The sequence below is a fragment of the Salinibacterium sp. NK8237 genome (assembly GCF_015864955.1).
Lineage (GTDB): Bacteria > Actinomycetota > Actinomycetes > Actinomycetales > Microbacteriaceae > Rhodoglobus.
In genome coordinates, this window is record NZ_JADYWE010000001.1 from 939,553 (window position 1) to 958,490 (window position 18,938).

The following is an 18,938-nucleotide window of genomic DNA, read 5'->3' on the forward strand; positions in this document are numbered from 1 at the left end:
GGTTAGGGAAAGACGGTCAACGGCGATGAACCGGGCGTCAGCGGGTCAATCGAGTACGCCGCTATGAAGCCATCCTCTTCCTGCGTGACGCTCAGGTAGACAGGACCACTCTGGTTGAGGGTGAACGTGCGTCCGCTCGATACTGGCACGCGCACGGTAGCCCCTGGCTCGATCGTGTATTCCTCATCGAAGCCAGCATCGGCGGTGAGAGCAACGTCGACGGCAGTCTCACCAGCATTGGTCACGTTGACCGTTGCTTCTAGGCCGGGAGCAACAGTGAACTGAGTCTCGCCGCCCAGAGCAGGACTTGAAGTGAACCAGGCAAAGTCGGTCGCCGAAATCTCGTCGTCTGAGTCAAGAACCGCGGAGGTCGTGCGCGCAGCGGCGACGATGGGCTCACCAGACTCGATCTGAACCGTGTAGGCGCCCGTCGCGAGTTCTTCGATCGGAATATCGGTGACGACTCCGGCGCTCAGGTCGAGCGTGAAGGTGATGGTGTCGTCTTCGGTGTCTGTGGGCGTCAACGTTGTCGTGATGCTCGTTGGCTCGTCACCCGGCACGAATACGCGAATCGCCGTGATGACGTCATCGGTCTCGCTCGCCGTGCCCCGAAGCGCTTGGATTGCCTCAAGACTGGTGACAACCATGCTCGGGATGACAACGGAACGAGACGCCGGTTGGCTCGCGCCCACAATCTCAACGCCGCCGGCATCAAGCCCCCGCACGATCGATTGCTGGAGTTCTGCGGTGATTTGACCGCCGCTGCTCGTAACGTGAACGACTGGCGAAGAAACTCCGGGGGCAAACCCGGCTAGTGACAGCACGCGCTGCCCGTTCGGCGGCACCACGATCCCGGTGGTTCCTGCCGCTGAGACAGCGCCGCGCTCGTCGAAGATGTCGAGCGTGACCGTCGAGGCGACTTCGGTGGGGTTAGTCAAAGAAATGAGTGTTGTGCGACCGGTCGTGGTTGATCCCCCCACAAGCCAGCTATCGCCGCCGACTGCACGGCACCCGGCGGCCGCGAAACCTACATAGTCACCGATGTCTACGGATTGCGATTGGGCGCCGCTCAATCGCACGAGCGAGTCGGGAGATTGCGAATCGGGCGCAGCGCTCAGCACCAACGGTTCGGCGACGGCTTCTCCTGATTCGGCATCCGATGCGGTGATGCTCGACTGTTCGACTGCTCCCGTGCTCGACGAGAAGCGAGTGCTGGCTTGCCCCAGAGTAAACACGCTGGATGCCGCAGCACCGGAATCGTCAGAAAGCCTCAGGAGAGGTCCGGGGCACGTCAACTGCTGCGCTGTAGGAACTGGAACCACGACCTCGCTCGGCGGCGAAGCTGTGTAGCTGGGGAGCTCGACAAAGGTCGACCCCAGCACTGCTGCGGCCGCGATTGCGATGCCGACGACGCCGACAACCACTCGGCCCCCCACTGCAGCAGCGGCTTTGGCCGAGATGGGGCGTTTTGTGCTTGACTCCGGTTCCGGGGCTCCCGTGAGTTCGTGATCGTCGTCGAATTCTTCACCGGTTGGCTGATCGGGAAGCGCTGCGGCTTCGTCAGGGGTGAGGTCGTTGTCGGTCATTGGTTCGCCTCAATTACGGTGACGGCACTTTCCGCTTTGGCTGCTTTGAGCCGACGGCGGCGAGTGGTCGGAATGGCGAGCAGCAGGGTAAGGCCGAACACAACGGCCTGGCCTGCCAGCACACTCTGCCCCCAGCCGGTCTCCGTGTTGCCGGCTCCGACCGGAATGTCGGCTTCGCGCAGATCGGGGTAGTGCCACAGGTAGCCCTGCGCCGTGTCACCGATCGGGTTCAACAGGCTGTTGCCGTCTAGCGCCTCAATGATGCGCTGACGTGTCTCGGCGGTGTCGGAATCAGTGGCCGGGGTGAGCACAATGAACGCGACCTGCAAGTCATTCAGTTCGTTCGCAATCGCATAGCCACTGCGTGATGAAATGTTGCCGGCTAGTGTCGCGTTCACGAGTTCGGCGTCAGAGAGTTCAGTGCTCGTGGCGGCGAGAGTCGATTGCTCGTCGAGGCCCGAGCCTCGTCCGCGATGCAGATCTACCGAGATTGTGGAATCTGACGTCACAGTAAGTTGGAGAGTCCCTAAGCCATCTCGTTGAGTGGACTCCGCAGACACGAACGCCGGCAATAGGCGCCCATTGCTGGTCGTGACCGGGACCTCACTGGACGCGAGTGACCAAAGCGGAGCCGCAGCAACGCCGACGAGGCCGACGAGAGCGACGAGAGCGGGAAGCGCGGCATTGCGGCCAAGACTGTCGATCGCAACGATCACGGCGCCACAGAGACCGAGCCAGTAGAGGCTGAGACCCGCGCCCGCCCAGACGACAACCCCAGATTCGCCAGAAGCGCTCACCGTCAGATGCGTTGCCGCAACCGCGGTAGCGAAACCCAACAAAGCGAGCCCAAGCGCAGGAACAGCACGACGGGTGCCAGGCACAAACAGGCTCATGAGCGCGAGCGCAGCGAACGGTGCGAGCAGAAGCGCGACGAGGAGCGGGCCATAACGGTCGTTGAGTCCGAGCGTGGCGAGCAGGGTGCTCCATCCATTCGTTCCAGGAACGACGCTGCCGATAGCCAGTTGCCACCCGCTCGAGGCAACGCGGGCTATGGGAAGTCCAGGGTCAGCGAAGACGGCGAGGAGAGCGCCGCGACTCCATTGTTGGATCACGAGCGGTGCGAATAGTGCAGCGGCCGGAATCACGATCCAGAGCAGTCGATGTGTCGACTTCGGACGCAGCACGATCCACGCCACGAGTCCGATCACCAGTGCGGGAATCAAGCTGGGCGCCGAAGCCGTGATCACCGCGAAGAGCAGAGCGGCGAGTGCCGCCATTGCCCAGTTGTGAGCAGCACGCAATGCCGTAAGCATCAACCACGGCAGCGCAATGTGGGCAATAACAGCGCCCAATTGTCCTTCACCGAGAGAAATCAAGAAACTCGGAGCAACTGTCCACGCCACCGCCGCGAGCGTTGGCGCCCAGGTGCGTTCCGACATCGACGCCGCACACAACCACGCGGCCAACGCCGCTAAGGGAAGCGCGAATAAATACAGCAGCACGATGCTGAATGACGGATTCCAGAACGTCAACGACCCCATGACGGCGAGGACAGCGGCAAACGGATCAGCCGCTACCACCTGCTGAGCGAGATCGTTCCAGCCATAGCCCACGTGAGCCCAGAGCTCAGACACCGTTGTCGACAGCGGCAACAATCCGCCACCGGTGAGGGCACTCGCATCCACAAAACGCGAAAAACTGACCATGCCCAGAATGCCAGCCAAGAGCACCACCCAAGCTCCGCCGTTTCCGAAGAACTTGGGCCGTACGATTTCAAACGCCGCATCGGGAGCGTTGCCGTGACGCTCATGGGCGCGCATCTCGCGCAACTCTGCCCACGTCATCCGCAGCGGGTCTACAGCCGCGAACCCCACGGCCTTGTTTCGCCTGAGGTTCCGGCGAGCGGCAACAACGCCACCATCAAAGATCGAAGCAAACGCTGCAGCAAATTCGCCCGCGATTGCCGTGGGGCGTTTCGCGATGAGATGGCCGAGCGATCGAAGGATCGCGAGAGGCAAAAGAGTGAGCCAGTGCAACGGCACAGCGAGAGCCGGCGCATAAACCAGCCGACGATGCAGCTGCGCAAACCGTTGCACCCGGTTGTGAGCTGCCGCAGAAATTGAACGCTTGCCGAACAACTCGGGTCCGCCAGCGCTCGCGACACGAGCGTCCGCCACAGCAACGACGCGGTGGCCAGCCAACCGAGCACGAATACAAAAGTCGAGTGCGGCATCCACAGATGTCAGTTTCGAGTCGAACCCGCCGAGCGCTGTCCAGACTTGACGGCGAACGAGCATGCCTGCCCCGGCCACCGCCATGGCGTCGGTCTGGACATCGTGCTGAGCCTGATCGAGCTCGTCGTTGACGAGGCCAACCGATCGCCCGAGGGGCGTCAGCGTTTCGCCGAAGTTGGAAATAACAGACGGATCATCCCACCGCACCAACTTAGGGCCAGCAATGGCCACCGACGGAGCGATTTCGACCGCTCCGAGCAAGGCACGTAGCGCGTTCGGGTCTGGAGCATTATCGTGCGCCAGCAGCCACAACCATTCATTTTCGGTGGATTGGGGCGCTGCGGTGTAAAGAGCAGCGCCGATCGCACCACCAAAAGTCCGGTGGCCGTGCGCATCGGAAATTTGTGCCGGAGCAGAATCTGCCATCAGAGCGAGAGACTCGTCGCTCGACTCGGCGTCAACGACGATCACCGAATCGGGTCGCCGAGTTTGAGCCGCGATCGCGGCAAGGGTTCGTGGCAGATACTTCGCACCATTACGGGCGACAAGTACTGCGGTGACTCTCGGCTGCATTTGTTTGAGACTATGCGCCGCTAGCGCACTTCTGCACCCGACTCGCTGCAGACCCCCGAGACTGAGAATCGCCCCAATTCGGGGTTAGGCGCTCAGCCGTCGCTTAGCTTGCGCGCTTGCGCAGCTTACGACGTTCGCGCTCGGAAAGTCCGCCCCAGATACCAAAACGCTCATCGTTCTCGAGAGCGTATTCGAGGCACTGACTGCGAACTTCGCACGACGAACAAATCTTCTTTGCGTCGCGAGTGGACCCGCCCTTTTCAGGGAAGAACGCTTCAGGGTCAGTTTGTGCACAGAGCGAGTCGGTCTGCCATGACAACGCATTGCCGTCTTCATCAGCGAGAGGTTGACGAACTCCAGGAACCCCGAGTCGTACTGGGTCGACAAACCAGTCGTCGGGAACTCCCGCGCGGTATCCGCTGTTGCCCATCTGGTCTTTCTCCCCTCCGCTTTTAATGCTTTGCATCAAATCGCGTTACATAATTACACCGGTGTAGTTCCCGAGAGTCAAGTCGCAGATCATAATTGCCTCGACTACGAGTTAAGGGTTATGGCGCGCCGTGACTTAAATTAACTCAGCAAAGCGAGATCGTGGTCGACCATCGCCGCCACAATTTCATCAAACTCAACCTGTGGAGTCCAACCTAGGATCCGCTGAGCCTTGCTCGCATCCCCCAGTTGTAGGGCAGCATCCCCTGTACGCAGCAAAGAATCGGATACTCGCAGACGCTCAGACCAGTCATCGACGCCAGCACGTTCAAAGGCCGCAGCCACGAAATCACGCACTGAATGAGAAACTCCCGTCGCGATAACGAAATCATCGGCGTGTGGATGCTGTGCTGTTCGCACCAGCGCGTCAGCGTAGTCAGGCGCCCAGCCCCAATCACGGCGGGCATCCAAATTTCCAAGCTCAAGGGTTTCTTGCAGCCCGCGCGAAATTCGTGCCGCTGCCGCGGTGATCTTGCGCGTCACAAACGTTTCGGGCCGACGTGGCGACTCGTGGTTGTACAAAATTACGGACGACGCAGCAACGCCCGCCGCGCGATACGCCCCTACAAGGCCGTGGGCGTACGCCTTAGCTGCGCCGTAGGGGCTCGTGGGGCGCACAGCCGTGCTCTCATTCTGAGGCGACTCAGCGGGCACACCGAAGATCTCTGCGCTTGATGCCTGCACAAAGCGAATCTCGGTGTCGCCACGATCGTGGATCGTCTTGACCGCTGCCAGCATTTCTGCCACAACCGCACCGTTGAGCCGCGCGGTGAGGTTCGGATTCTGCCACGACTGGTATACGGAGCTCAGCGCCGCCAAGTTGTAAATCTCGTTCGGCTGCAGTTCATCAATGAGTTCGCCGATTGCACTATCCGCGGCCAGATCAAGCTCGTGGGCAACGACTCCCGGCGTCACGAGTTCTCCTACGTCACGGGTCACACCGTGCACTTCGTAGCCTTGAGCGAGCAGCAGCTCTGCTAGATAGGAACCATCTTGGCCGGTGACTCCGGTGATCAGTGCACGGGTCATTGCAGGCCAGCGAGCGCTTTCTGTTCTGCGAGGTCTGCTTCGACCATCATCGTGACGAGTTCGGGGAATTTGACGCGCGGCTGCCAGCCGAGTTTTTCTTTCGCCTTCGCCGAGTTGCCCACCAGCAGGTCGACCTCGGCGGGCCGCATGAAGCGCTCGTCGAAGGTGACGTAGTTGGTCCAGTCGTCAATTCCTACCGCGGCGAAAGCGAAATCGAGAAGCACGCGGATGCTCTGGGTCTCCCCCGTGGAGATGACGTAGTCGTCTGCCTCATCCTGCTGCAGCATCAGCCACATTGCTTCGACATAGTCGCCGGCGAAGCCCCAGTCGCGCTGAGCATCGATGTTGCCGAGGGTGAGAGTGTCTTGGAGCCCGAGCGAGATGCGGGCAACGGCACGAGTGACCTTGCGGGTAACAAACTCGGGGCCGCGGCGCGGGGATTCATGGTTGAACAGCACGCCAGACGAAGCGTGCATGCCATAGGACTCGCGATAGTTGATAGTCATGTAGTGGCCGTATACCTTGGCGACACCATAGGGTGAGCGCGGCCAGAGCAGGGTGTCTTCGTCTTGCGGAACGGTCTGCACTTTGCCAAACATCTCGGAGCTGGATGCCTGGTAAAACCGAACTTCTTGGCCGGTAGCAGCAGTGTGCAGTCTCACGGCTTCGAGCGCGTTGAGCACGCCCATGCCGGTGACCTCGCTCGTAAGGTGCGCGTTTTCCCACGAGTAGGCGACGAAGGAAATCGCTCCGAGGTTGTAGAACTCGTCCGGCTTGGCAACGCTCATGGCGCGCATGAGGCTCGACAGGTCAGTGAGGTCTCCCGTGAGAATTTCCACATCGGGGATCACTCGCTCAAGCAATTCACGTTTCGGGTTGTTCTGGCCCCGCATGAGACCAAAAACTTTGTAGCCCTTCGAGAGCAGCAGCTCAGCAAGGTACAGCCCGTCTTGGCCCGTGATTCCGGTAATGAATGCGCGCTTCATGGTGATCTCTCTTGCTTGCGGTCGGCTCTGCCTAGGTTCCGAGCCAACACGTCGGCCGAAGTAACGCTACTTGAACTTCAATTGTCGCGCAGTGGCAGCAGATGCCTACGGCGATGCTTGGTCGTGCAGTGCAGACAGCAACACTATTGCGTTGCCGCCACGAACAGCTGACCGTCGCCACTCACCGTGAGGGTTCTCTCATCGCCCGACACGAAAATCGCTTCACCACGGGAAAGCGATGCTGAGTGATCACTGCCCTCAACGACAAATTGCCCGGCAGCGCACAGCAGGATGGCCGCGCTATGCAGCTCGAGGCTCGCGGCCTCAGTCACTTCAATCAACTGAAAATCACGCACGGGCGGCCTGAACGCCCGAGCGGTGGCACCAACCGGCTCTGGCTCCAAATATGGCACCGGGCTCGCCGAGAAATCCAGAACGCTCAACAATTCAGGAACGTCAACATGCTTCGGCGTGAGTCCACCACGCAAGACGTTGTCAGACGATGCCATCAGCTCGATTCCCAGACCGCGCAGATAGGCATGGATGTTGCCAGCGGGCAAGAACAGCGCCTCACCTTTCGTGAGAGTCACATGGTTCAGCATGAGCGCGATCAGTACGCCCGGATCGCCGGCGTAGTACCCCGCAAGAGTGCGCACGAGTGCAAACTCCTCGCTGGCCTTGTCGTCTTCGGCGAGCGCCGTAACGCGACGGACGAGCTCCGGCACCGGCTCCGCGGCAGAAATGAGCCACTCGAACATTGCACGCAGATCGGAATCAGCGCGAGCGAAAGCCAACCACTGCGCAAACAGGATCGGCGTGGGGGCTGCGGTTGCGGCATCCAATTCAGCAAGGCGTTCGATGGATGCTCGGGTGTCTGCCATGGAGCGGAACCCACACAGCGCCTCAAAGGTGTCGCTCACGGCGACTATGAGTTCTGGCTTGGCCGACGCGTCTTTGTAGTTGCGGTGTGCAGCAGTCAACGGGATGCCTGCCGCGTTTTCGCGCGCGAAGCCTTCAGCCGCCTGCTCGGGGGTGGGATGAGCCTGCAGCGAGAGCGGCGTGCCAGCGGCGAGCACCTTGAGCAGGAAGGGAAGCTGCTCGACTCCCTCGCCGAGCACGTGGGCGGCGTCGCGCTGAATCCACTCGTTCAGGTCGACTGCGCCATCAGACAGAGTTGGATCGAGGATGACGCTCGGGCTTCCCGGATGCGCTCCGAGCCAGAGCTCTGCCTCGGGCTTTCCCGTCGGCTCCGTTCCTAAGAGCGCAGAGATTTCGCCAGCGGAGCCCCACGCGTAGTCGCGAGGCGTATTAGTGATGCCTACAAACATTCAGTCCACTCTTCTCGAAGCCTTAGCCCAAAGTACCAACCGTCTAGAAACGACGCGTACTCACGCTTTAGGATCGCAGTGATTTCGATAAGCAATGGAGCGAAGACTATGTCATTTGAGACCCTCAGCAGCGACTTCTACGGCTACGAGAATGCGCTGACCGATCAGGAAAAAGACACCATCCTGAAGCTGCGCGCATTTCTCGATAAAGAGGTGCGCCCGATTGCCAACGACCTGTGGGCTAAAGCGGAGTTCTTCGACCGCGACGTTGTCGTCAAGGGACTCGCCGACCTCGGACTCTTCGGACTTCCCTGGGCCGAAACCCAGCAGTTCCCCAACTCAGCCGTCTTCCGTGGCTGGGTGGCGCTAGAGCTCGCTCGTGTCGACGCCAGCGCCGCCACCCTCGTCGGCATGCAAAACGGTCTCGTCATGGGATCAATTGGCGTTGCTGGTTCGCAAGAACAGCGCGACGAGTGGCTGCCCAAGTTTGCTTCAGGCGAACTGCTCGGCGCTTTTGGCTTGACCGAGCCCCTCTCGGGTTCTGACACCGCCCAAGGCCTGCAGACCGTCGCCAAGCGCGAAGGCGACAACTGGATCATCAACGGCGCCAAGCGCTGGATCGGCAACGGCTCCATCAGCGACGTCACCATCATCTGGGCACGCGACGAAGCCGACAACCAGGTCAAGGGCTTCATCGTTCCCACGAGCACTCCCGGCTACTCTGCTACCCGCATCGAGAACAAGCAAGCACTGCGCATTGTGCAGAATGCCGACATCGTGCTCGAAGACGTCATTGTGCCGGAGAGCAACCGACTGCAGAAGTCCACATCGTTCCGCGACACCGCAGCAGTGCTGCGACTCACCCGCGCCGAAGTGGCATGGGCCGCGGTCGGAAACTCCATCGGAGCCTATGAAGCTGCCGTCAAGTACACCGGAGAGCGCATCCAGTTCGGCAAGCCCATCAGCAGCCACCAGCTCGTTCAAGAACACCTGGCTAAGAGCCTCGGAAACATCACCGCCTCCATCGGCATGGTCACTCGCGTGTCCGAGATGCTCGACGAGGGCACCCAGAAAGATGAACACGCAGCGCTTGCCAAGGAATACACAGCAAGTCGGATGCGTGAGACCGTCGCATGGTGCCGCGAGGTGCTCGGTGGCAACGGAATCGTTCTCGACTACGGAGTAATGCGTCACTTCGCCGATGCTGAAGCCATCTACTCGTACGAAGGAACCCGCGAAATGAACACTCTGATCGTGGGTCGCGCCATCACAGGTAAGGCAGCATTCGTCTAATGTTGCGACATGCGACTTTTAGCGAGCCCCCGGGCGCGGGCGTGGTTTCTTAGCGCGTCGCTACTAGTCATTTTGGGCGGCGACGCGTGGCGCTACTCTTTCGGCTGGGGTGTTTTTGTCACCCTAGCCGTGGCGCTTGGCGCAGTGTCGCTGTACATTCTCATTGCCAACCGTCGGCAGTGGAGCATCGGCGGCCTGCCCTACCCGCTCATCGCGTTCATGGCGCTGGCGACATTGTCCCTCATCTGGTCTTTTTATCCCGGCGCCACCGCACTGGGCTTGATGAATACGTGGCTGACGGTGATCGGCGCACTTGCCGTTGCAACCAGCTTTTCGTGGCAAGAAGTGCTCGATGCCGCGGCACGAGCACTTCGTATTCTTCTCGGGTTATCGATCGCTTTTGAACTGATCGTGGCCACCATCATTCGCCACCCCGTTGCTCCACTCGCGCCGCAACCAGAACTCACCGTGAACCCGGATGGTCCTCTGCCCATCATGTTGCTCTGGTCACGCAATGTGCTGTTTGATGCCCTTGATGGCGGACGAATTCAAGGCATCGTTGGCAACGCCAACCACTTAGGCTTTCTCGCGCTTCTCGCACTAATTGCGTTCGCGATCCAATGGGCTCAAGGCACCACGAAACGTTTCACATCGATCACGTGGCTCGCGCTGGCTGGCCTCACGCTGTTCTTGGCGAGGTCGGCAACTGTCACGCTCGCACTGGTTGCTGTGATCGTCACGGCCGCCGCGATCCTCATTATCCGTACGCGCAGCACACCTCGAGCTGGTGCGGTAGCTCAGGTCACTTTTGTTGCACTCACCGCAGCTGCCATCGCGGCGGCACTGATGTTCCGTGAAACCCTTTTTGCGTTGCTCAGCAAGAGCGAAGATCTCACCGGACGAGCCGAAATTTGGCAGAGCGTGAGCGAGCTTGCGCAACAACGAGCAGGCTTCGGCTGGGGGTGGGTCAGCGTCTGGATGCCCTGGGCAGAGCCGTTCGCCGGTCTCGCGCAGCGCAACGGCGTTGTGCAAGTGCAGGCACACGATGCCTGGCTTGATATTTGGCTCCAGCTCGGAGTTGTGGGCGTCGCCTTCTTCGGCGCGCTAGTACTGACGACGCTGATTCGCACGTGGTCACTCGCCACCGACCGGCCCCAGCGCGCTGCCGGTGAACGACTGGCTTTTACCGTCGGCTCGGTCGCTCCCGTACTCGTCATGATCGCCCTGTCCGTGCAATCGATCCCCGAAAGCCGCTTGCTTGGGGAGTATGGCTTGTACTTACTCGTCATTATTGCGGTGAAGGCGAAACGCCCCGACTGGGCAGGAGTCCGTCAATGATTTCTCGCTCCGCCCTGAACGCCGCAACGAATGTCGGTGCGGTGATCCTGTCGTCGCCTCGAACGTCCGCAGCTCTCAGCACTGTTGTCATCGGCACCACGGTAGCGGCATTCTTTCTGCGAACCGTTTTAGGCACTGCTGGCTTTCTCGCCGCCCTGATGCTGCTCGTCGTGCTTGTCTCGCTGTCGGCATGGGCGCAGTGGAAAGATATTGGCTGGCGCGCCCTGGTGCCGATTTCACTCATCCTTTTCACGGGCTGGGTCTGGCTCTCCGTAGCGTGGTCGCAGTACCGTGCGGAGAGCGTAGCGAGTGCGCTCTACTTGCTGATGCTCACGATTATGGGCATCTATATCGCCTTGGTGCGCGACACAATCCAAATCGTGCGGGCTTTTGGCGATGTGCTGAGGGCAGCTCTCGTGGTCTCTCTAGTTTTTGAGATTCTTACTGGCCTCATATTCGATTCCTCGATAGATGCGCTTCTGATCCAAGGCAATTTGGGAACAGCGGAGCCAATTCAAGGCATTTTCGGCACTCGGAATCATCTCGGCATGATTGCCCTCATCGCGTTCATCACGTTCGCGATTGAATACGCAACACGATCCGTCGAACGTAATCTCGCGATCGGTTCACTCATCACAGCGGCGCTCGTGCTCCTGCTCTCGCAGTCTCCGCTCGCTCTTGGGGCTGGGCTCATCATTGCCGCCGCCACTGGCGCGCTTGCCGCTCTGCGCCGGGTGCCGTCCGGGCGCCGACGCTATTGGCAGATACTTCTGATGGCATTCACCACAGCCACCCTCATCGTGAGTTGGCTATCTCGAACAGCGATCGTGGCGTGGTTCGATGCGAGCGATGAGCTCGCCTATCGAGTGGGCGTGTGGCGTCAGTTGTGGACGCTAGAGGATAATTATCGGCTTGAAGGGTGGGGGTGGATAGGCCCGTGGGATGCCACTGTTGCCCCGTATCTCGCGTTCGGATCCTTTGATTCCCGCGTACCCGACTCCGCACACAACGCGTACCTCGATGTGTGGTTCCAACTCGGCGTCGTCGGCTTCCTCATTTTTGTCGGCTTGCTCGGCTTGGCTTTCACTCGCTCGTGGCTTTTGGCCTCCCGCCGGCGCAGCATCGTCTTCGCCTGGCCAGCTCTCGTGCTGCTAGCGCTGGCTATCGGCGCACTCGCAGAGAGCTCGATCTTGACAGACTTCGGCTGGGTCACGTTCGTCGTGTGCTGTGTCAAAGCGTCGCGAGAACTCAGTTGGCGCCGCGCACTCGACTCGAGTGTCTCGCCCGGCATTTAGGGTCTATCGGGGTTCAGGCACAGACTGTCGAGCTTCCCACGCCGAGTTCACAATGTCCTCGACTCCGAAGCGGGCAGACCAACCGGTGAATTCCTTGATCGCACTCACGCCACCGACGATCGCGGCTGGATCGCCTGCACGACGAGGATGCACCTCAGCTATCAAGTCTGTTCCAGAAACCTTGATAAGGGCATCAACGATCTCACGAACGCTCGTGCCTACTCCGGTTCCGACATTCAGGATGGTGTTTCCCGGGTCGTGCGGAAGGGCATCCAAGACAGCCAAGTGCGCTTCAGCGACGTCGACGACATGCACGTAGTCGCGCACGCACGTGCCATCGGCAGTGTCATAGTCGTCACCGAAAATAACGGGAGGCTGATGGTCAGCGATCAGGTCGAGGCAAATCGGAATCAAGTTGAAAGCCACCGTGTCTGCGAGATCGGCGCTACCCGCTCCTGCGACATTGAAGTAGCGCAAGCTGGCGGCCCTCAACGGCCACGCCACGGCCGCGGCTGTAATGATCTGCTCACCAACCAACTTGGTGGCACCGTACGGGCTAATGGGCAGCGCGGGGGCAGTCTCAGAGATTGCCCCTGATGCATTGCCATACACGGCCGCAGACGACGAAAACACGAGCTTGTCGACACCCGCGTTTTCCATCGCCATGAGCAACTTGGCTACAGCGCCAACGTTGTCGGCGTAGTAGAGCGCAGGCTTTGCCACAGACTCCCCCACTTGCTTGTGAGCAGCAAAATGGATGACTGCATCGATCGCGTTGTCGCTGAGCGCAGCTTCAATCTCGCTCACCGGTGCGGCCGCCAGATCAAGCTTCACTAGCGCCACGTCTCGGATTCGATCAGGTTGTCCTGATCCGAGGTTGTCGAGAACAACAACCTCGTCTCCGCGATCAACGAGCAGTCGGACAGTGTGGGCACCGATATAGCCGGCTCCGCCGGTAACGAGAACGCGCATGAATCCAGTCTAAGAGTTAGCAGGTGGTGAGTTTGGCGACCTTACTCGTCAACGCACTCGTGCCTCCGAGAAGCACCACTTTGCTCGCCCCGAGATCCTCGATGTCTTGAAGTATCGCCTTCGGAACACAGGACGTTTGCACGATGTAGAGCGGAACCGACTGCGCACCAGCAACGGCTGCGCCGGAGAGAGCGTCAGGAAAGTTGTACCCGGATGCCAGATAGACCGTATGGGCATCATCGAACGCTGCATTATTAATTGCAGCCGATACAGCGAATCGGTCACTTCCGCCCATTCGCACCACCTTCGATGATCCGAGCTGCGACTTGAGCTGCGACTCGATCCCGCTGCTGACTGCTACTGAGCCTCCAGCAATTGTCACGCTGGTGATCCCCAGCTTGGTGAGGAGCGATTTAGTGGCTGAGTCAAGCTTCGAGGCATTACCAGGAACGAGGATCACGGGGCTACCCGCCGCCGCCGCCGCGGAACTCGCAGACAGTGCGTCAGCGAACGTGGTGCCCGTGGCAATGTAGGCCGAGGTCGTTGTGCCCGCGGGGAAGGCTGATTCTGCAATCAAGCGCGAAGACTCATAGCGGTCGCCGCCCGAAATCCGCGAGATCTTCGACGTATAGCCGGCCAGGCTGTTGTAGATCGACTTCGAGATGGCTCCCGTTCCGCCAACAACGACGATCTCTTTCGGCTTCAGCCGTTTGAGCTCAGCGCTGGTACTAGCGGGGATAGCAGATGATGTGACCAAGAGCAGCGGACCCCCATAAAACGCCGCAGCAGCTGCCGCGCTCAAGGCGTCGGGAAAGTCCATCCCGGTTGCAACGTAAACGCGGTCGATACCGGAGTCGGGGTACGCCTTCGCGGAGAGGGCCGCCGAGACAACGAAACGGTCGCCTCCACTCACTCGCGAAACGGAAACATCAGGAGTGACGTCGGTGGGATTACCGAACCACGAGTAGTAGTAGTACCAGAAGTTGCGGTTTCCGTAGGAGGAACACTTATCGCCAACGCCGCCAAGATTGGCTAGCGCCGCTGCGTTGGGTACGTACGGCGTGTAGTTGTAGAGGGCCGCGGTGGCGTAGTTGGAAATCTTTACTGTTTTGCTGCCGCAGGTGTTGCTACCTGGGTAGTACGCAATGCTGAAGGTGCCGGGCTGTTTGGCGAAGTTAGCGGCCTTGTATGCCTTGAACTGACGTGTTCCCGTGAATACCTGAAAGCCGAAGCCTTGTGCTTCTTCGGAGCAACCAGTGTCGTCTGGGCATCCGTAGCCAAGAGCGTTGTTGATGTTCCACGAGCTGGGGTTGGAATTGGTGATCAGCCCTTGCTCTTTTTGCAAAGTCACCAAAATCACTTTCGCGCTGATGCCGCACGCGACCTGTGCCCGATAAATGATTGTCGAGGCCAGCAGGTTGCTGCCGCCCTTGATCTCTTCACAAATCAAATTGCCTGTGGTCTGCGAGGTTTCTTTAGCTCGCGTCTCGACGTCTTGTCGCAGCGTCTTGAGCGCACCAGAATTGGCGTTCAAGAATGCCTGAATCTCGCTTTCAGTCATCGCGGAGCCGTCGTAAAACTGCTCGTCGCTGATGATGTTTCCCGGGTCGAAATCGCTGCCGCTAATGGCGGACGCGGAGAGCGTCGGGCCCGAGACCACGACACCAGTAGCTAGAACAGCTATTGCCGCAACCATCGCCGAGACGCGGTAAAAACCACCCCGGACAGTCAAAAAAATGTGCATTATGCAATCCCCCAAGCAAACACGCGTTGTTACAGGATATGTCTAATGGTGAGAATGTGAAGACCCACTTTGAGTGACACAGCGCGTGGCACCATGCTTCGCAGCAAAGATGCGCTATCTAAGGAACGCTCGAAGGACATCCGCTGATCGACGCCCATCGTGCACCTCGTTCACGAATCCCGGCCCCAGAGCCGCGCGTTTTATGTACTTTTCGCGATCAGCACAGATCTCCAGAAGAGTCGCTTCAAGGCTCTCTATTGTGGCTTCCACGATGGGAACCTCACGCCCCACTGTTTTCTCGACGTGGTCGCGAACGTCTTCCAGAAGATGAGCAATAACAATTCGACCAGCGGCGAGAGCCTCAACCGCCGTCACCGAATAGGTGCCAATTCTGAACTGCTCAAGCACGATATCGGCCCCATGATAAATCGCTGGCATCTGATCAGCCGGAATGTCGCGGAGCTGCTGATATTCAATAACGCCACCGTCGTGAAGGCGCCGCAACATGGGTTCGATCAACTCGGAACCTTTAATCCAGGGATTCGTCGGGGCATGCACAACGCGCGGACGTGGCCGCTGCAGCACTGGTTCACTCGTTCGCCAGATCTCTGGATCGATTACCACCGGAATCCATTGAGCCGCTGGCCAATCCATGAGCAAATCCGGCGTCGTTACGAACACTGGCGCCGTTGCGCGCGCAAGCACTGCCCTGTTGCGTGTAGTCACGGTGCGCAGCCGAGAGATCTCAGGGCGTCCGGTGTCGTTGAATGGCGATGCGGGATCACGGGATGCGTGCAGGTCTGGTCCCCGCAAGTCCGTACCGTGCGAAAGCAAGGCGACCGTCACACCGCGTTCACGCAGTTCAGCAACCTCCTTCACTACGTCGTCATCGAAGTAGCCGCCGAACACCGGCAGCTCGGCCTCAATAATCACGTGAGTAAACGAGCGTGAGATGTGCTCAAAGTGCCTTCGTTGCCATCGCAGAGAATGTCTGTACACGCGAAGAGGCACGTACAAATCAGCGGAAAACCCATAGCCGCCGGGGAGCACCCGTTGCATGTTTACCGCGCCAACGGAGGGCAGCAGCTCTGCAGCGCGAGCGAAACGAAAACCCTGGCCTGCGAAATTCGCGGGCCCGACAAAGAGCCGAATCGGGGTAACCGGAACGGAACACATTCGCGGAACATCGCGTGAACGGTAGCGGAATTGCGGCGCGTGAAGTCGCGAACCCACCCACTCGGGCAAGTACGATCGCACACGATTCAGGAGGGCCCGCACCCCCCAATATTCTCACGCCCAGCATCAGCACTGTGACGCCGCGGCTGCGATCACAGAAGAGGTACTCCGTTGAAAGAGCAAACGAATAGGATTGGCGTGTTCCCCACGACTGATTCTCTGGAGTGTGAATGCACCAAGTGACCCCCCTGCAGCACGTCACCGCCGACGTCGCCAATAACGCTTCCATCGCCGCAACCGCGCGCATTTGGCACTACGCCCAAGTCCGCGAAAACGCGTCGGTTGGCGAGAACTGCGTGATCGGCCGCGGAGCGTACGTTGGCAGCGGCGTCGAAGTCGGCGACAATTGCAAAATTCAAAATTACGCACTGGTCTACGAACCGGCCACATTGGCTCGCGGCGTCTTCATCGGGCCCGCCGTTGTGCTCACCAACGACCACTTTCCTCGCGCCATCAACGCTGATGGTTCTCCCAAATCGGCTGATGATTGGAAACCGGTTGGCGTCGATATTCGCGAGGGTGCGTCAATCGGCGCGAACAGCACGTGCATCGCACCACTCGTGATCGGCCGCTGGGCGCTCGTCGGCGCCGGCTCAGTTGTCGTTAAAGATGTTCCAGAGTTTGCCCTGGTTGTTGGCAGTCCCGCTCGCCGCATCGGCTGGGTGGGCACCGCCGGGCATCCGCTCACTGAGATTTCACCAAGTCAGTGGGAGTGTCCGGTCACCGGCGCGCGCTATGAAGAAACCGCTACCGACCTTCTGATTGAGGTGCAAGATTCGTGATCCCCGCAGCTAGGCCCCAAATCGGCCAAGACGAACGCGATGCCGTTGACCGGGTGATGAGCACTGGCATGCTTGCGCAGGGTCCGGAAGTCGCCGCCTTTGAGACCGAATTTTCGGCGATCGTTGACGGAGCGCACTGCGTTGCAGTCAATTCGGGTACGTCTGCATTGCACATGGCATTCGTCGCCGCCGGAATCGGTGCTGGCGACGAAGTTATCGTTCCCTCATTCAGCTTTGCGGCAACAGCCAACGCCGTAGCGCTCGCGGGGGCCACTCCCGTGTTCGTCGATATCGAGCGGGATTACTTCTCGATGGATCCCGCCGCGGTTGAAGCAGCCATAACGTCGCGAACGAAAGCGATTATGCCGGTGCATCTCTACGGGCATCCCGCACTCATGGTTGAACTGAGCGCAATCGCCGCCAAACACGATCTCTTGGTCTTTGAAGACGCAGCCCAAGCGCACGCGGCGTCGGTCAACGGCGTTCCGGTCGGTAAATGGGGAGTTGCTGGCTCCTTCTCCTTCTACCCGACGAAGAATATGACCTCCGGCGAAGGTGGCATGATCACGACATCCTCCGATGAACTCGCCCGGGTTGCACGACTGCTTCGCAATCAGGGAATGGAACGTCGTTACGAGAATGAAGTCGTGGGCTTCAATACCCGCATGACAGACATTCACGCGTCGATTGGCCGCGTACAGCTGACGAAGCTGGCCGGCTGGACCGCACAACGTCAAGCCAATGCCGCGTTTTTCGACGAGCAACTCAGCGGCGTCATCACGCCTCCGATCGCCGATGGCTCAGTACACGTATATCACCAGTACACGATTCGCGTTGTCGATCACGATCGGGACGCGTTTGCCGCCGCTCTCGCCGAACGCGGAGTCGGCACTGGGGTTTACTACCCCACCCCCATCCATCAGCTACCCTCGTTCAAGCTCGATCTCGACCTTCCGGTGACTGCCGAAGTCGCGACTCAGGCTTTGTCGTTGCCCGTGTACCCATCCCTTACCGAAGCGGAACGCGAAACGATCGTGAATGCCGTCAATGACGTAGCAAAGGCAGGCAGCTAATGACTCTTCGCGCAGGTGTTCTCGGCCTCGGCGTCATGGGGCGCCACCACAGCCGGGTTCTCAACGAACTCGACGGCGTCGAATTCAAGGGTGTTTATGACCCTTCGGATGCCGTTCCCTCTCACATCGAAGGCAAGCCGGTTGTGCGAGACCTCGACACTTTCCTCGACATGGGCTTCGATTACTGCGTTGTCGCGGCGCCCACGATTTACCACTTGGAGATCGGCACGATGCTCGCAAGCCGAGGAATCCACGCGCTGATCGAGAAGCCTGTCGCCTCAACCTCGGAAGCAGCATTTGAATTGCGCGATCTCTTCACTGCGGCAGGATTGGTCGGAGGGGTCGGTCATATTGAGCGCTACAATCCCGCCCTTCAGTCGGCACGTCAGCGCATCCAAGATGGCCTCCTCGGTGACATTTATCAAGTAACGACTCGACGCCAAGGGCCTTTCCCTGGGCGGATCGCAGACGTCGGAGTAATCAAAGACCTCGCCACTCACGACATCGACCTCACCGCGTGGGTCACTCAACAGGAATACGTCTCGATCAATGCCCGCACCACTTTTCGAAGTGGGCGCGAACATGAAGACATGGTTCTCGCTGTCGGAACTCTCAGCAAGGGCACCATCGTCAGCCACACCGTGAACTGGCTCACTCCTTTCAAAGAGCGCACCACGATCATCACGGGCGAACACGGCTCTCTCGTCGCCGATACGCTCACCGCTGATCTCACTTACTTCGAGAATGGCGTTCGCCATCACGAGTGGAATGACATCTCGCAGTTTCGTGGGGTCAGTGAGGGTGATGTCACCCGCTTCGCTCTCGACAAAAAAGAGCCGCTCCGTGCCGAGCACGAAGCATTTCGCGATGCGGTGCTCTCGGGAGACACCAGCGCCATCGTCACTCTCGCACAGGGCGCAGCAGTGGTCGCGACGGCCGAAAAATTCGTGGCCGATGGCCTAGACCATCGACTGGCATAG

Annotated in this window: 15 protein-coding genes; 6 read left to right on the top strand and 9 right to left on the bottom strand. The window is 59.7% G+C overall.

Features of this window, described 5'->3' with window-relative positions; translation table 11 throughout:
* Positions 1 to 2: 2 nt before the first annotated feature.
* From I6E56_RS04540 to manA, 6 genes are all read right to left on the bottom strand, one after another.
* Complete coding sequence (locus I6E56_RS04540; RefSeq protein ID WP_197136320.1) at positions 3 to 1,586, bottom strand: DUF5719 family protein; 1,584 nt, start codon at positions 1,584 to 1,586, stop codon at positions 3 to 5.
* The gene (locus I6E56_RS04545; RefSeq protein WP_197136322.1) at positions 1,583 to 4,393 is read right to left on the bottom strand and encodes a glycosyltransferase family 2 protein; all 2,811 of its coding nucleotides are present in this window, start codon (positions 4,391 to 4,393) and stop codon (positions 1,583 to 1,585) included. Before I6E56_RS04545 ends, I6E56_RS04540 begins: the two co-directional genes overlap by 4 nt.
* A gap of 103 nt (positions 4,394 to 4,496) precedes the next feature.
* Positions 4,497 to 4,823 carry a WhiB family transcriptional regulator gene (locus tag I6E56_RS04550; protein WP_197107160.1) on the bottom strand — a complete coding sequence of 109 codons (327 nt, stop codon included), beginning with the start codon at positions 4,821 to 4,823 and terminating at the stop codon, positions 4,497 to 4,499.
* Positions 4,824 to 4,963: 140 nt separating this feature from the next.
* A complete protein-coding gene (locus I6E56_RS04555) occupies positions 4,964 to 5,911 on the bottom strand; it encodes a GDP-mannose 4,6-dehydratase (protein WP_197136324.1) in 948 nt (315 codons plus the stop codon).
* Complete coding sequence (locus I6E56_RS04560; protein WP_197136325.1) at positions 5,908 to 6,897, bottom strand: GDP-mannose 4,6-dehydratase; 990 nt, start codon at positions 6,895 to 6,897, stop codon at positions 5,908 to 5,910. The genes I6E56_RS04555 and I6E56_RS04560 overlap by 4 nt, the downstream gene beginning before the upstream one ends.
* A 143-nt stretch (positions 6,898 to 7,040) precedes the next feature.
* Complete coding sequence (gene manA / locus I6E56_RS04565) at positions 7,041 to 8,225, bottom strand: mannose-6-phosphate isomerase, class I (RefSeq protein WP_197136326.1); 1,185 nt, start codon at positions 8,223 to 8,225, stop codon at positions 7,041 to 7,043.
* 108 nt (positions 8,226 to 8,333) lie between these two features.
* Between manA and I6E56_RS04570 the strand changes: the two genes are divergently transcribed.
* The 3 genes from I6E56_RS04570 to I6E56_RS04580 are packed head-to-tail and all read left to right on the top strand — an operon-like array spanning position 8,334 to position 12,151.
* The gene (locus I6E56_RS04570; protein WP_197136327.1) at positions 8,334 to 9,518 is read left to right on the top strand and encodes an acyl-CoA dehydrogenase family protein; all 1,185 of its coding nucleotides are present in this window, start codon (positions 8,334 to 8,336) and stop codon (positions 9,516 to 9,518) included.
* Between the two features lie 9 nt (positions 9,519 to 9,527).
* On the top strand, positions 9,528 to 10,856 hold the full coding sequence (locus I6E56_RS04575) for an O-antigen ligase (protein WP_197136328.1): 1,329 nt from the start codon (positions 9,528 to 9,530) through the stop codon (positions 10,854 to 10,856).
* Positions 10,853 to 12,151: an O-antigen ligase gene (locus tag I6E56_RS04580; RefSeq protein WP_231606241.1), complete on the top strand. Its 1,299-nt coding sequence runs from the start codon at positions 10,853 to 10,855 to the stop codon at positions 12,149 to 12,151. The genes I6E56_RS04575 and I6E56_RS04580 overlap by 4 nt, the downstream gene beginning before the upstream one ends.
* A gap of 3 nt (positions 12,152 to 12,154) precedes the next feature.
* Here I6E56_RS04580 and galE read toward each other — a convergent pair whose 3' ends face one another.
* The 3 genes from galE to I6E56_RS04595 form a co-directional block, all read right to left on the bottom strand.
* Positions 12,155 to 13,123 (bottom strand): UDP-glucose 4-epimerase GalE, encoded by a 969-nt coding sequence (gene galE / locus I6E56_RS04585; protein ID WP_197136329.1) that lies wholly within the window; start codon positions 13,121 to 13,123, stop codon positions 12,155 to 12,157.
* A gap of 16 nt (positions 13,124 to 13,139) precedes the next feature.
* Positions 13,140 to 14,867: a cell wall-binding repeat-containing protein gene (locus tag I6E56_RS04590; RefSeq protein WP_197136330.1), complete on the bottom strand. Its 1,728-nt coding sequence runs from the start codon at positions 14,865 to 14,867 to the stop codon at positions 13,140 to 13,142.
* 114 nt (positions 14,868 to 14,981) lie between these two features.
* Positions 14,982 to 15,800, bottom strand: coding sequence for a glycosyltransferase (locus I6E56_RS04595; protein ID WP_197136332.1), 819 nt, complete (start codon positions 15,798 to 15,800; stop codon positions 14,982 to 14,984).
* Positions 15,801 to 16,282: 482 nt separating this feature from the next.
* Between I6E56_RS04595 and I6E56_RS04600 the strand changes: the two genes are divergently transcribed.
* Genes I6E56_RS04600 through I6E56_RS04610 form a run of 3 tightly spaced genes read left to right on the top strand, consistent with a single transcriptional unit; the run spans position 16,283 to position 18,938 of the window.
* The gene (locus I6E56_RS04600; RefSeq protein ID WP_374061389.1) at positions 16,283 to 16,885 is read left to right on the top strand and encodes an acyltransferase; all 603 of its coding nucleotides are present in this window, start codon (positions 16,283 to 16,285) and stop codon (positions 16,883 to 16,885) included.
* Positions 16,882 to 17,958, top strand: a complete 1,077-nt coding sequence (locus tag I6E56_RS04605) for a DegT/DnrJ/EryC1/StrS aminotransferase family protein (protein ID WP_197136337.1) — start codon at positions 16,882 to 16,884, stop codon at positions 17,956 to 17,958. Before I6E56_RS04600 ends, I6E56_RS04605 begins: the two co-directional genes overlap by 4 nt.
* Positions 17,958 to 18,938 (top strand): Gfo/Idh/MocA family protein, encoded by a 981-nt coding sequence (locus tag I6E56_RS04610; protein WP_197136339.1) that lies wholly within the window; start codon positions 17,958 to 17,960, stop codon positions 18,936 to 18,938. The genes I6E56_RS04605 and I6E56_RS04610 overlap by 1 nt, the downstream gene beginning before the upstream one ends.

Excerpts from the sequence above, each read along its gene's own strand:
- I6E56_RS04555 (WP_197136324.1), bottom strand. The coding sequence starts at position 5,911 with ATGACCCGTGCACTGATCACCGGAGTCACCGGCCAAGATGGTTCCTAT.
- I6E56_RS04560 (WP_197136325.1), bottom strand. The coding sequence starts at position 6,897 with ATGAAGCGCGCATTCATTACCGGAATCACGGGCCAAGACGGGCTGTAC.
- I6E56_RS04540 (WP_197136320.1), bottom strand. The coding sequence starts at position 1,586 with ATGACCGACAACGACCTCACCCCTGACGAAGCCGCAGCGCTTCCCGAT.
- galE (WP_197136329.1), bottom strand. The coding sequence starts at position 13,123 with ATGCGCGTTCTCGTTACCGGCGGAGCCGGCTATATCGGTGCCCACACT.
- manA (WP_197136326.1), bottom strand. The coding sequence starts at position 8,225 with ATGTTTGTAGGCATCACTAATACGCCTCGCGACTACGCGTGGGGCTCC.
- I6E56_RS04580 (WP_231606241.1), top strand. The coding sequence starts at position 10,853 with ATGATTTCTCGCTCCGCCCTGAACGCCGCAACGAATGTCGGTGCGGTG.
- I6E56_RS04550 (WP_197107160.1), bottom strand. The coding sequence starts at position 4,823 with ATGGGCAACAGCGGATACCGCGCGGGAGTTCCCGACGACTGGTTTGTC.
- I6E56_RS04545 (WP_197136322.1), bottom strand. The coding sequence starts at position 4,393 with ATGCAGCCGAGAGTCACCGCAGTACTTGTCGCCCGTAATGGTGCGAAG.
- I6E56_RS04590 (WP_197136330.1), bottom strand. The coding sequence starts at position 14,867 with ATGCACATTTTTTTGACTGTCCGGGGTGGTTTTTACCGCGTCTCGGCG.
- I6E56_RS04575 (WP_197136328.1), top strand. The coding sequence starts at position 9,528 with ATGCGACTTTTAGCGAGCCCCCGGGCGCGGGCGTGGTTTCTTAGCGCG.
- I6E56_RS04610 (WP_197136339.1), top strand. The coding sequence starts at position 17,958 with ATGACTCTTCGCGCAGGTGTTCTCGGCCTCGGCGTCATGGGGCGCCAC.
- I6E56_RS04570 (WP_197136327.1), top strand. The coding sequence starts at position 8,334 with ATGTCATTTGAGACCCTCAGCAGCGACTTCTACGGCTACGAGAATGCG.